This window comes from Micromonospora sp. NBRC 101691, assembly GCF_030269285.1.
Taxonomy (GTDB): domain Bacteria; phylum Actinomycetota; class Actinomycetes; order Mycobacteriales; family Micromonosporaceae; genus Micromonospora; species Micromonospora echinospora.
The window spans coordinates 75,116-87,869 of sequence record NZ_BSTB01000015.1; the positions used below are offsets into that span (position 1 = coordinate 75,116).

The 12,754-nt window shown below is 73.2% G+C and carries 8 protein-coding genes and 1 riboswitch; of the genes, 6 read left to right on the forward strand and 2 right to left on the reverse strand.

Going from position 1 to position 12,754, the window contains the following annotated elements:
- The first annotated feature begins 7 nt into the window (after positions 1–7).
- The 5 genes from QSK20_RS21870 to QSK20_RS21890 all read left to right on the forward strand — a co-directional run bounded on the left by QSK20_RS21870 (position 8) and on the right by QSK20_RS21890 (position 7,126).
- Positions 8–994 carry an ArsR/SmtB family transcription factor gene (locus QSK20_RS21870; protein WP_285790462.1) on the forward strand — a complete coding sequence of 329 codons (987 nt, stop codon included), beginning with the start codon at positions 8–10 and terminating at the stop codon, positions 992–994.
- A gap of 531 nt (positions 995–1,525) precedes the next feature.
- Positions 1,526–1,709, forward strand: a riboswitch (cobalamin riboswitch).
- Positions 1,710–1,753: 44 nt separating this feature from the next.
- Complete coding sequence (locus tag QSK20_RS21875; protein WP_285790548.1) at positions 1,754–2,788, forward strand: FecCD family ABC transporter permease; 1,035 nt, start codon at positions 1,754–1,756, stop codon at positions 2,786–2,788.
- Positions 2,785–3,618: an ABC transporter ATP-binding protein gene (locus tag QSK20_RS21880; protein ID WP_285790463.1), complete on the forward strand. Its 834-nt coding sequence runs from the start codon at positions 2,785–2,787 to the stop codon at positions 3,616–3,618. The genes QSK20_RS21875 and QSK20_RS21880 overlap by 4 nt, the downstream gene beginning before the upstream one ends.
- On the forward strand, positions 3,615–4,688 hold the full coding sequence (locus QSK20_RS21885) for an ABC transporter substrate-binding protein (RefSeq protein WP_285790464.1): 1,074 nt from the start codon (positions 3,615–3,617) through the stop codon (positions 4,686–4,688). The genes QSK20_RS21880 and QSK20_RS21885 overlap by 4 nt, the downstream gene beginning before the upstream one ends.
- A 737-nt stretch (positions 4,689–5,425) precedes the next feature.
- Positions 5,426–7,126: a hypothetical protein gene (locus QSK20_RS21890; RefSeq protein ID WP_285790465.1), complete on the forward strand. Its 1,701-nt coding sequence runs from the start codon at positions 5,426–5,428 to the stop codon at positions 7,124–7,126.
- Here QSK20_RS21890 and QSK20_RS21895 read toward each other — a convergent pair.
- On the reverse strand, positions 7,084–9,240 hold the full coding sequence (locus QSK20_RS21895) for a hypothetical protein (protein ID WP_285790466.1): 2,157 nt from the start codon (positions 9,238–9,240) through the stop codon (positions 7,084–7,086). The genes QSK20_RS21890 and QSK20_RS21895 overlap by 43 nt on opposite strands.
- A 238-nt stretch (positions 9,241–9,478) precedes the next feature.
- Here QSK20_RS21895 and QSK20_RS21900 point away from each other — a divergent pair, with 238 nt between their 5' ends.
- The gene (locus QSK20_RS21900; protein ID WP_285790467.1) at positions 9,479–10,966 is read left to right on the forward strand and encodes a S8 family serine peptidase; all 1,488 of its coding nucleotides are present in this window, start codon (positions 9,479–9,481) and stop codon (positions 10,964–10,966) included.
- Between the two features lie 131 nt (positions 10,967–11,097).
- Here QSK20_RS21900 and QSK20_RS21905 read toward each other — a convergent pair whose 3' ends face one another.
- A complete protein-coding gene (locus QSK20_RS21905; RefSeq protein WP_285790468.1) occupies positions 11,098–12,666 on the reverse strand; it encodes a ricin-type beta-trefoil lectin domain protein in 1,569 nt (522 codons plus the stop codon).
- Positions 12,667–12,754 lie beyond the last annotated feature (88 nt).

Genomic DNA, 12,754 nt, shown 5'->3' on the forward strand with positions numbered 1-12,754 from the left:
TTTCGACGTGGATCGAAGGGTGGTGGAGTTCCGGCTGGGCTCGTCCGACATCTCCGCGGTTCGGTTCGGGATCTCACCGGGGCACGAGCTTGTCCACGCGATCCGCGTCATGCTCCGCCCGCAGGTAGCCCCGCTGCACTGGGGCTGGTTCCGCGCCCAGCACGGTGTGCCGGCCGGTGAGGCGTTCCGCCTGATGGCGGTGATCAGCGGCGTCGACGGGTACCTGCCCGACTTCCTGACCGCCACCCCGTCGGGCGATATGACCCCTGAGGACGAGTTGGAGCGTCTGCGCGAGGTGCCGGACGAGCGACTGCGTTTCGACCTGCACAAGATGGAGATCCGGTCGGCGGGTGCCCGGCAGCGGGAGATCCAGGAGATGATCGCCGACCCGGCGCGTGCCCGTACCGCCATCGTCACGGCCTGGCAACAGGTGTGGGAGACGCTGTTGGCGCCGGTATGGCCGCAGATGTTGCGCCTGCTGCGCGCCGACATCGCGGTGCGTGCCCGGCGCAGCAGCGACGCCGGACTCGCCGCGATGGCCGCCACCCTGCACTCCACGGTGAGCTGGCGCGACGAGGTCGTCGAGGTGCAACTGCGGCACCACGGGGAGACGATCGACTGCGGCGGCACCGGACTGGTTCTGGTCCCCTCGATCATGGCCACCCGAGGCTGTGCCGTACTTACCGAGCCTCCCTCACAGCCGACCATCTTCTACCCGGCGCACGGCGTCTCCGAGACCTGGCACCGCCCCGCCGCAGACGTGCTCGACGCGCTCACCGCCCTGCTGGGTTCCGCCCGGGCCCGGCTCCTTCTCGACCTCCAGCAGCCGCTCTCGACGTCCGAATGCGCCGAGCTGACCGGCCTGGCGGCGTCGACGGCGTCACACCATCTCACCGTGCTGCGCGCCGCCGGGTTGGTGGACAGCCGGCGCGCCGGTCCGCGGGTGCTGCACACGCGGACGCCGCTGGGCGAGGCCCTCGCCAGCGGGCATTGACACCACAGCCGGCTCGTCGCCCACACCATCTGCGGTCCTAGCTGCGCAACCACGGCGACCCTGGCTGTCCGACCAAGGCCAGCCATGGGATGTGCCTCGCCGACGCGCTCGGCGGCGTCGAGCAGTGACGCTGACGTGGGTATCCCTGGTGATCTCGTCGTCGTTGGCGGTGACTCGGTCGCGAAGTTCTGACCTTGAAAGCCCGGATGGCGGCTGGGCCGGTGGTGTCGGTGGCCCCGGTCAGGGCAACGACCAGCAAGAACGGGGCGACCAGGATGCCCGCGTAGAAGTGCAGCCGCAGCAGCGGGCCGAAATCAGTGGCGGACCGGGGGTGGGTGGCCGGCGGGGCATCGGCGGAATTGGATTCATCGATCGGTGCGGACGCGGTCGTCGAAGTGGCAGTCGTCACCCGCGGCCGCTGAGTTCCCGGCGATCGCGGGGGATCTCGCACACGCCGTGGCGGCTCGACGCAGATCAGTGGTCGATGTCACGAGGGCGGAGTCCTCAGTGGCGGAACCCGCCTGGTGCGGGTACTGTCCCGGTCGAGTCGACCGCATCCTGAGGGATGCCAGGGAACTCCGGTGAGATTCCGGGACTGGCGCGCAGCGGTACGGGCGACGGCGGCACGATTTCGCCACTGGAGAGTACTTCTCTGGGAAGGCCGTGCCGCCGGTTGACCCCAAGTCCGAAGACCTGTCGGCTCACATGCTCGTCAGTGGACTCTCGCGATCAGGGTCTCCAGACTTGAGAGGCCGCATCATGCCCCGGCGTAGGCTGCCGTTCTGGCCGTTGTTGCTCGTGCTGGCCGTCGCGTCGGTCCTGAGCGTGATCGCCTCGCTGGCCTTCGGTTCCGAGCGAATCCCGCTCACCGAGGTCGTCGCGGCGGTCACCGACCGCTTCTCCGGCAGGCCGGCCGGCCGCTGGGACGTCATCATCTGGGAACTGCGCCTGCCCCGCGCGCTGCTGGCGCTGGTCGTGGGCGCGGGCCTGGCGATCGCCGGGGCCGGCATGCAGACCCTGGTACGCAACTCACTGGCCGATCCCTACCTGTTGGGTATCAGCTCGGGCGCCTCGGTGGGTGCCACCGCGGCCCTCACCACCGGCGCGCTTGCCGGGCTGGGCCTCTACGCAGTCTCGACCGGGGCGCTGCTGGGGGCGGTCGGATCCGCGCTGCTGATCTGGCTGATCGCCACCGTGCAGGGCGGACTGACCCCGATCCGGCTGGTGCTCTCCGGTGTCGTCCTTTCCTCCGGGTTCTCAGCGATCGCCTCGCTGCTGGTCTTTCTCAGCGACGATGAGCGCGCGGCGAACTCGGTGATGTTCTGGATGCTGGGTAGCGTCGGCGGAGCCACCTGGGAAAAGCTTGTGATACCCGCCGTGTTCGTCGTCGTCCTCGCGGCCGGCTTGCTGGTTGTGCATCGCTGGCTCGACGCGCTGGCAGCCGGGCCGGAGACGGCTGCGGCTCTCGGGATCAACGTGGCCGCGTTGCGTACGGCGCTGTTCGTGATCCTGTCCGTGGTCGTCGGTGTGCTGGTCGCGGTCAGCGGGGGAGTGGGGTTCGTCGGGCTGATCGTTCCGCACGCGGCCCGGCTGGTGGTGGGCGCCCGGCACCGGGTCGTCCTGCCGGTCGCGGCGGTGGCGGGTGCGGTCTTCCTCGTCTGGGTCGACGTGCTGGCCCGGGTGATGGTGCGACCGCAGGAGATTCCCCTGGGCGTGGTGACGGGCGTGCTCGGGGCGCCCCTGTTCCTGCTGCTCATGGGCCGAGGTTCGTACCGGTTCGGTGGTGACCGATGACCCCCGCCCTGCGCCTGCACGACGTCTCCGCCCGGATGGGCGGCCGCACCGTGCTGAGTGGAGTCGACCTCGACGTCGCCGACGGCAGCCGGCTCGGGATCGTCGGGGTCAACGGTGCCGGGAAGACGACGCTGCTGCGGGTGCTGGCCGGAGTGCTGCACCCCAGCTCCGGAACCGCGCTGATCGCCGACGGGCGGGGCGGACTGGTCGATCTGCGGCGGCTCCCGAACCGGGAACGCGCCCGGCAGCTCGCCTACGTGCCGCAGGAGGACGTGACGACGTCCGAGCTGCGGGTCGGGGAGATGGTCGCCCTCGGCCGGGTGCCGCAGACCCGTCCCTGGGCCCGCGGTGGCCGCACCGAGCGCGATGTCGTGCTCGGTGCCCTCGACGCCGTCGGACTGGCCGGCCGGATCGACACCGTCGCCGACCAGCTGTCCGGCGGCGAGCGGCGCCGGGCCGTCCTGGCTCGCGGCCTGGCCCAGCAGTGCCCGACGGTGCTGCTCGACGAGCCGACCAACCACCTCGACGTCGCCTGGCAGCTCGACCTCCTGGAGGTCTTCGCCACCCGCGCCCGAACCCTGGTGGCCACCGTGCACGACCTCGATCTCGCCCTGCGCTTCTTCGACCGGCTGGCCCTCGTCGGCTGGCGCGCGGGCAGCGACCGGACGTCGGAGCCAGCGTGCATCGTCGCCGTCGGCCCGCCCGCCGAGGTGCTCGGCGCTCACCACGTCGAGACGCAGTTCGGCGTCGGCTCCGTTCAGGTGCCCCACCCCGACCTCCCGCAGCACCATCTGCTCATCCATCCCCGGAAGGACACCTCACCGGCATGACCGTCTTCCCACCTGGCCGTACCCGGGTCACCGCTTGTGTGCTCGCCTTGTTCACCCTCACCGCGTGCAGCTCCGGCGATGCCGGATCGAGCGCGGCCACCGGCGCCATCACCGTCCAGAACTGTGGGCAGGACGTGAGCGTCGACAAGCCCGTCACCCGGCTGTACGCGTACGACGGCGGCATCATCTCGATCGTGCTGTCCGTCGGCGCACGCGACCAGCTGATCGCCGTCACCGGAATGGACCAGGACCGGGACGTGCTCGAGCTCGCCTATCCCGAAGCCCGGATCGATCAGCTGAAGGAGGTCGGGGACGAGCACCCCACCCTGGAGAACGTCCTGGCGGTCAACCCGGAGATGATGTTCGCCGGCTACGGATACGGGTTCAGCGAGTCCCGCAACCTGATGCCTGAGGATCTGACGACCCACGGCATCAAGACCTACCTGCTCAGCGAGACCTGCAAGCAGGACAACGGCGCTCGCGGCACGATGGACGCGTGGACCGCGCTCACCACCGACCTGCGCAACGTCGGCACACTGACCGGCCACCGCGAGACCGCGGACACCGTCGTCGCCGACATCGAGAAGCGGCGGACGGCGCTGGCCGCCGCGCCCAAGGGCGGGAAGCCGACCGCGTTCCTCTTCGACTCCGGGACCGACGCCATCTTCACCTCCGGTTCGTACGGCGGCCCGCAGGCCATCTTCGACGCCGCAGGGGTCACCAACGCCACCGCTGACGTGAAGGACACCTGGACCGAGGTGGGCTGGGAGCGGCTCGCCGCATCGAATCCTGACGTCATCTTCTTCGTCGACTACCCGGGCCAGTCGTACCAGCAGAAGGTCGACACCTTGAGGGCCAACCCGGCATCCCGCAACCTCAAGGCGGTCAAGGATGGGCGGTTCGTCAACCTGCCGTACGCGATGTGGGTCTCCGGCCCCCTGAACATCGACGCGGCCGAGTGGGTACGGAAAGCGATGGAGCATTTCGGCGTCGTCCCGACGTCATCGGTCTCGCCGACGCTCGACATCCGGCAGCTCAGCAAACTGCCCGGCAACGACTGGCTCAAGTGACCGCTCGCAGCTTGAGTCCGGCGCGTGGAACGCGCAACCTGTGCCGACAACCACGCCAGGCCCGCGATGGTCCCCCGTTCACTGCCCGGGAACCCCTGCTGAGTGGTGACTGAAGGACGTCTCGTAAATCGGTGAACGCCTGGTCAGGCAGCGGACCGTTCCGGGAACGACTCGCCAGGGCGTGACGCGCCATCGTCCAACCTGACCGACAGGCCCCTTACCACACCGGATCCACACCGATCGCCGCACAGCATCAACCCGGATCCCGCGACGGCCCTCTCCGGCACCGCGCCGCAGCGGTTTTCAGCAAGCCGGTCGAGCCCGGCGGTGAGAAGCGTGGTATCCGCAACCGCAGCCGGTCTGGGGTGAGCGCGCGTAGGCGTTTGCCGTCGACGGCATGGGGTTCGCCGACGACGATGGCGGTGGATCCTCGCTGCGGGATGCGTAGCGCGGTGAGGAGTTGGCTGGCCTGGACGCGGCGTTGCCAGGGTAGGGAGCGGCTTCGGTCGATGTCGAGGTCGGATTGGATGAGTGTGCTCGCCCGGCTGAGTTGCCAGCTTCGGGATGACTCGGGGTCCTGGTTGTCCTCCGTCGACACACGGCCGTGGAAGGCGTTCATCCGTCCGGTCAGGCCGCCGCAGAGTCCGTTGAACCGTCCGTGCGTAGCTGCGTAGAAGGGAGCCGGGAACGCCGCGAGGATGTCGGTGGACGGGAAAATCTGGAGGACGATGGTGGTGATGTGTCGAGCCCTGGCGTCGGTGCTGCTGGCGGTGGGGCTGCTCCTCCTCGCCCCGGCCCCGGCGGCAGGAGCGGCGCCGGCCGAGACCGGCCGGTACTACGTCGTCGGGCCGCCGGTCGACGGGCAGCGGGAGTACCTCTACGCCATCGCCCTGCGTACCCTCGGCAACGGCAACCGGTTCCGGGAGATCGTCGCGCTCAACGACGGGCGGGCCCAGCCCGACGGCGGCACCTTCACCGACGGGCTCGAACTCCGCCCTGGGTGGATCCTCGTGCTGCCCAAGGACGCGAAGGGGCCGGGGGTGCGGGTCGGGCCGCTGCCGAGCGTCCGACCCCGGCCTCCCCGCCCGGAGCCGAGCCGTCCGGCGGTCCGGCCGTCCGTGACCTCCCCACCAGTGGCCACCCCCGCTCCGCGCACTCCAGCGCCGTCCCGGTCCGCCTCGCGGCCCGCGTCGAGGGCGACCACCTCCCGGATCGCCGCCCCACCGCCCGAGGCCGGGCGGCGGGCGGACGGCGAGCAGGCCAAGACCCTCCTGGTACGCGGCGCAGCCGCGCTGCTCGCGGTGGCGCTCGCCGTGCTGGCGGTGGCACTGCTGCGTCGGGGCGGTCAGCGGCGGCTCGCCGGCTCCCTGGACGACACGGGCCCCTGGCCGCCCGAGCGGCATCACACCCCGACCCCGGCCGAACTCGCCGCCACGAGCGGCGAAGCCGCGCCGCCTCCTGTCGTGCCGCCCCCCACCCCGCCGCCTTCCGCTCCCGCGTCGGTCGAGCCGCCACCGCCTCTGTCGCCGTTGCCTCCCCCATCGCCTCCACCGCCTCCGTCCACGCCTCTACCGACTACGCCGACGCCTCCGTCCACGCCTCCACCGACTACGCCGTCGCCTCCGTCCACGCCTCCACCGACTACGCCGTCGCCTCCGTCCACGCCTCCACCGACTACGCCGTCGCCTCCACCGCCTCCGTCCACGCCGTCGGCACCGGTGTCCGCGCCAGCAGCGGCACAGACCTCGCCACCGCTGCCGTCACCTACGTCACCGGCTCATCCGGTCCGGGTTCTGGCTCCGGCTCCGGCTGCGTCGCCGTCTCCGTTGCCGGCGGTGACCGGGGCGGACATCCCGCGTCCGGAGGTGCCGACGGAAGGGGAGATCCCGTACCTGGTGGCCGAGTTGAGCACCGAGGTCGGACCGATCCGGGTACGCCTGGTCGGGGTGGCCGCCGGCCGGGGCGCGCCCGCGTACGCCTGGGTCGGCGACGGCGAGCCGCTGCCCTCGGTGACGGTGCCCCTCGAACTCGGCCGCCGGGGGCCGTGGCGGCTGCACGTGGACCTGGGCCGTACGCCGGACGCCTTCACCCTGGTCGGGGAGGTCGGGGCGTGCCGGCGGGTGGCCGTCCACTTCGCCCGGCAGTTGCGGGCCGGCGGGGTCGGGGTGTCGGTGGTCGGTGACTCGCTCGGCGCCGAGCCGCCACCGGGCTGCCGTACCGTGGCGGGGCTGCCCCAGCTCCCCGCGCCCGGCGACCCGCTCCCCGAGCCGTACGTGATCATGGTGGCCGAACCGCCGCCCGGCGAACTCGGCCGGGCGCGCGGCCTGGCTGCGGCGACCAACGGCCGCTGCGTGCCGGTGGCGTTCGGTGCGGTTCCCGGCGGCCGGTGGTCGGTTCAGGTGCTGGCGTCGGAGCCGGCCCCGGCGGCGGCCGGCTGACGGGCGGCGACCACGGCCGACAGGGTGCCCGGTGACACCGCCGGGTCACGCCGCCAGGCCCCCTCGTGCGCCCGGTACGCCCGTTCCACCCGCACCCGCTCGTACGAGCGGCTGCCGAGGATCAGCTCGACGCCGGCCGTGCGCAGCCGCTGCGCCGGAGTCCGGACCAGGGCCAGCCCGGCGAGCGCGCCGGCGGTGGCGGAGACGTCGATGCTCCGTCCCCGGGGCACCCGCAACTCCACCATCAGCCGGCCGGGGCGGGCCGGCGGGGGCTGGTGGTGCAGCCGCAGCCAGCCCCGGGGCAGCCGGGCCGGCTTCGCCGGCAGCAGCGCGTACGCCCGGCCGGCACCGAGCGTCGGCCACCGCCGTACGTCGTGGGAGAGGCCGGCGAGAGAGCCGTTGCCCGGGGCGGAGTGGATGCGGACCGGTCCACCCTCGACCCCGCTGGACACGAGCCGGCCGAACTTCTCGGTGTGGAAACCGCCGAGCGACCGGACCAGGTCCAGGCGGGCAGCCGGCAGCAGGTACGAGTCGGGCATCCTCATCAGGTGCTGGAAACGCGCCGGCACGTGGGAGCGGAGCACCGTCACCGGGATCGCGCCGCCCGGCTGGATCCGGACCCGGAGCAGGTGCGAGCCCCGGGGCGCCGAGCGGGCGTCGAGGAAGCCGACCAGGAACAGCTCGGCGCTGGGCACCCCGTGGCTGACCAGCCGGGCCGGGTCACCGGGTGCCGGCACGAACGCCTCGAACTCCTCGGCGTTGACCTGCTGTCCCCGGGGCAGCCACGGTGGGCCGTACTCGGGAACCCGCCGGCCCTCGCCGACCAGGGCGGGGCGTGGCAGCACCGGGACCGGCGACCAGCCCGGCTCCTCCTCCGCCGCAACCGGCGGCCCTTTGCCGTCTCCGTCGCCGCTGCCGTCCCCGGGGGCAGCCGCTCCGGCGTGCCGGGTCGGCCCGGCGTGCTGGTCGGGTCCGACGTGCTGGGCCGCTCCGACGTGCCGGGTCGGCGCGGCGGGCTGGGCCGGCCGGTCCACCGTGACGCGGTCGCGGGCCAGCCGCGACATCAGACGGCCGTCGTCGGTCGAGGCGAAGCCGGTCTGCCCGGCGGCGTACCGGGGACGGTGGGCCTGCCACGGCGCGGGGGTACCGGCCCGGTCCAGTGCCCGCAGGTCGCGGCTCTGCTCGACCAGCTCGGCGCTGCCGCCCGGCGGTGGGGTCCAGACCGTGGCGCCGCTGGTCTCGGCCAGCTCGCCGACCTGCTCCGCGAGGCGCGTCTGCTCGTCGGCGTCGGATGGCCAGGTGAGCCAGAGCCGCAGGTCACAGCCGTAGAGGGGGAGGTCGCCGAGGAGCGCGGAGAGCTGGTCGCCGCTGTGCACCGCCTGGGTTCCCCGGTACGTGCCGACGAGGAAGCCGCCCGACCGCGCGGTGACGGCCACGGTGACCATCCCGTCGGCGGCGGCGCCGAGCTGCTGCGCGATGGCCCGGCGGGTGACGAAGTCGGCTCGGGTGGCGAGGGCGACACCGTCCGGCAGGGGCAGCCCGACCACCCCGGTACGCGGCCGGACCAGGCCATGGTCCACGGTGAACCAGCCCGGCAGCCCGGTGGCGAGGTCCGGTGGCTGGACGACGATCCAGTCCAGCGGCCGGCGGGTGACCCGGTCCAGCGGCACGGCGTGCAGCGGGGCCGCAGCGCCGCCGTCCCCACAATCAGGCTCGGGGTCGGCGCCGGCCCGGCGCGCCGTGACATGCCGGATGTCCGCCCCGACCGGGCTGACCAGGACGTCGTGTCCGAGCAGACCGGCGACCTCGCTGAACATGTCGGTGTACCGTGCCCCGTCGTCGGCGAGGATCCGGACGTCGTCGGCCGTGTCGCCGGAGCGGCGGACCAGGTCGGCGACGGCGCGGGCGTCCAGGTGCCGGCCGGGCGCGGTCGGCATCACCAGCCCGCCGTCGGGATCGGTCTCCAACCAGAGGTCGAAGAGGCCGCTGATCCGTCGGTGCCGCCGGGGGTCGAACCGCCGGGTCGCCGGCAGCCGCTCGATGCCCCCGTCGACCGCCGGGTACGCCGGTTCGGTGCCCGCCGACCGTGCCGGCTGTGCCAGTTCCGTCCCCACCGTCCCCGCCCTTCGTCCCCGCCTCCCCGATCCGCGCGGTGTGGCGACGGCGGGAGGATCGACGCCGATCGACCGGGAAACGTCGCGTTGATCCGCGCCCGGTACCGTCGGCTGGCCTCCCCATGACGAGGATCAAGGAAATTTGGTTCAGATCGATTTGAACGAACCCGGCGCAGATCCGCAATAGACGGTGACGGCCGCTGACGTACGGCGGCGGTGACTGAAGGAGGACAGCCCCGTGCTGGCGAAGCACCCCACCCTTGTCCGCCTGCTCGCGGTGGCGGCGGCCTGCTGCCTGCTGCTGGCCACGCCGCTGGCGTCCGCGACGGCGTCCACCCCGGACAACCAGCCCTACGTCAAGTTCTACGTCGTCGCGGCGGATTACCAGGGGGCGCCGGAGAACCTCTCCGAGATCGCCCGGCGGTTCCTCGGCAGCGCGGAGCGTTCCGCCGAGATCTACCAGCTCAACACCGGCCGGGTCCAGCGGGACGGGGCCAGCCTGACCGATCCGACCAAGCTCAACGCCGGCTGGCACCTGGTGCTGCCCTGGGACGCCGCCGGCACGGGCGTGCAGTACGGCCAGCTCCCCGCCACCCCCGGCGCCCGGCCCGGCCCGTCGCGGCCCGGCCGACCGGGGCCGCCCGACCCGGGCGCCAGCCCGTCCCCGTCTCCGACCCCCTCCCCGTCGCGCACCGGCCGGCCGGGCGGTGGTGGGACGGAACGCTGCACCGCCACCAGCGCGTCCAGCAGCAAGTCGAACTGGGCCCAGCTCCGGCTCGCCGCCGACGGGGCGTGGGGGTCGACCCGGGGCAACGGAATCATGGTGGCCGTTGTCGACTCCGGCGTGGACGCCGCAGTCACGCAGCTCAGCGGCCGGGTCGCGGTCGGCGCGGACGTGACCGTGGGCAACGGGCGAGGCGACATGGACTGCCTCGGCTCGGGCACCGCGATGGCGGGTCTCATCGGCGCCGACGCCAGCACGAAGGACACCCCGGTGGGCCTCGCGCCGGACGCGACCATCCTGCCCGTCCGGATGATCCGGAACACCGGGACCGGGCGGCCGGCCGACGCCGCGAACGCCATCGAGGTGGCGGTCAGCGCCGGGGCCTCGGTGGTGGCCCTCGGGTCGTACGTCGATCTGACCGACCCGACCGTGGCCGCCTCGATCGCCACCGCCCTCGGCCACGACGTGCTGGTGGTGGCCGGCGCCCCGACCAAACCGTTCACCCCGCCGTCGCCGCCGGACCCCGACGTCTCGGGTGCGCTGCTGCTCGTCGGCGGCGTCGGTCCCGACAACCAGCTCGCCGAGAAGTACCAGGAGAAGACGGTGGAGGTCGTCGCCCCGGGCGTGGACGTGGCCGGCCTCGGCGTCGCCGGTAGCGGGGTGGTCAGCAACACCGGCAGCCACGTCGCCGTGGCGTTCGTCGCCGGCCAGGCGGCGCTGGTGCGGGCGGCGTACCCGGATCTCACCGCCATCCAGGTCGAGCAGCGCATCCTCGGCACCGCCGACGCGCTCGGCGACGGGGTCCCGGACGCCCGCTACGGCCACGGGATGATCAACCCCGGGGTGTCGGTGGCCAGGACCATGGACGACGGGAGCCGGGTCGCCGCCGGACGGGACGGGGTCGGCGGGGCCGCCCTCGCCGTCGTCCTGGCACTGGCGCTGATCGTCGGCGGTGCGGTGGTCTTCTGGCTGCGCAACCGCCGCCGCGCGTACGCCGGCTGAGCAGCGTCACCCGGCCGGCCCGCAGGAACACCTGCTGGCCGGAACACCGTCCGGGCCTGTCCCACGCGCCGGCGAGGGTGCGCGGGACCGGCCCGGACCGGGTTCGGCGAGCTACCCGGGGATCCCGTGACCTACCGCGGGAACCAGATCTGCATGCCGTTGCGCCAGCAGGTCCCGATCACCATCGGGGTGCCGTTGCTGCTGCCGTCCGCGGCCATGCAGGTGTTCGAGTTCTTGTTCTTGAACCAGCCCTCGGCGGTGTGCCACCACTGCTGGGCCTTGCTCCCGTTGCACCGGGCCATCTGCACCGGCGTGCCCTCGGTCGTGTCGCCCCAGGCGACGTCGAGGCAGAGGCCGTTCGACCGGACGGTGCCGTCGGTCCGGATGTTCCACCAGTGGGCCTTGATCTCCTGGCACGGCCGGAGCACCACCAGCGTCCCGTCGGAGCCGGCCTCCGAGCTGAGGCAGAAGCCGGTGCGCTTGCCGACGATCTGCTTGAGCCCGGTGGGACGGATCGGCGCGGCGGTGGTCGGAGCCGGCTTCGGTGGCTCCTGCGTCCGGGCGGGCGCGCTCGGCGTGGCGGTCGGCGTGGCGGTCGGCTTCGGGGCCGGCCCGCTCGGCGTGACCGTCGGCGCGGCACTCGGGCGGAGCCGGCCGTCCAGGGTGTAGAAGTCGGTGTACTCCCGGACGGTGCGGACGAACGCCTCGGTCGCGCTGTCCAGCGTGCCGCCAATCTGCCGCACCGCCGTGGGCCCGTTGCGGTACGCGGCCAGCGCCAACAGGTACGGATCGCCCTCCAGCCCGGCCAGGTCCCGGGTCATCGCGCACATCACCGTGCCCACCGCCGGGACGGCCACCTCCGGCTCCCAGGGCGACGTGCCCTCGGGGCCGTACTCCTCCCACACCTCGGGCAGGAACTGGGCGACGCCGCGCTGCCCGGCCGGGCCGAGCCGGTTCGCGTCGAAGCCGGAGAGCGCCATCAACTGGGCGGCGACGGCCTGCGGGCTCACCTGCGCGCAGACCGAGCCGGCCCGGACGATCAGCGGCACGTACTCGGTCGGTACCGCCCGGGTCGGCTGCTGTTGGCTGGTCGGCTGGACGTCCCCGGACCCGCCGAAGGCAGTGAGCCTGGCGTAGTAGGCGGCGAAGCCGCTGACCCGGTCGACGTACTCGACGGCCTCGGCGGGCACCTTGTGCGCCTTCTCCACCGCCGTCCGTCCGACGTGGAACGCGGCCACCGACAGCCGCCAGGTGTCCCCGTCGACCTCGGCCAGCCGGAGCTGACCGCTCAGGTCACAGAGCAGGTGGGCCAGGGCGACGGTGTTCGCGGTGCCGTCCGCCCGCTCCGCGTCCGGCCAGGGTGCCCACTTCCGCCACTCCTCGTCGTCGAGCCCGGCGATGCCCCGGCCACCGGAGGCGGTCTGGCGGTCCTGGGCGTCCAACCCGGACTCGGCCATGAGCTGCCCGGCGAGCCGGGCCGGGGTGAGCATCGGGCAGGACCGCGCGGCGGCGACGATGGTGGCCGTCAGCTCGTCGGAGACGGTCCGGCCGGTCAGATCGTCGTCCCGGGCCGAGGCGACACCCCACCCGACGGCGGCGACCACCGCGCAGAGCACCGCCAGGCCGGCGGCGATGCCGGCGGTCAGCCGGTGGGGCAGACGGGCGAGTCGGGATCGGACGGACGGGAGGTCGGGTTTCACGGGGCCATCCCTTTCGGTGTGGCGGCATCGCTGTCGTGACGAGCGGGCGACACGCTCGGTTCACCGTCGGCTCGATCGAAATCGCGTG

Coding starts and splice junctions, on each gene's coding strand:
- QSK20_RS21875 (WP_285790548.1), top strand. CDS start 1,754: ATGCCCCGGCGTAGGCTGCCGTTCTGGCCGTTGTTGCTCGTGCTGGCC.
- QSK20_RS21880 (WP_285790463.1), top strand. CDS start 2,785: ATGACCCCCGCCCTGCGCCTGCACGACGTCTCCGCCCGGATGGGCGGC.
- QSK20_RS21885 (WP_285790464.1), top strand. CDS start 3,615: ATGACCGTCTTCCCACCTGGCCGTACCCGGGTCACCGCTTGTGTGCTC.
- QSK20_RS21890 (WP_285790465.1), top strand. CDS start 5,426: ATGTGTCGAGCCCTGGCGTCGGTGCTGCTGGCGGTGGGGCTGCTCCTC.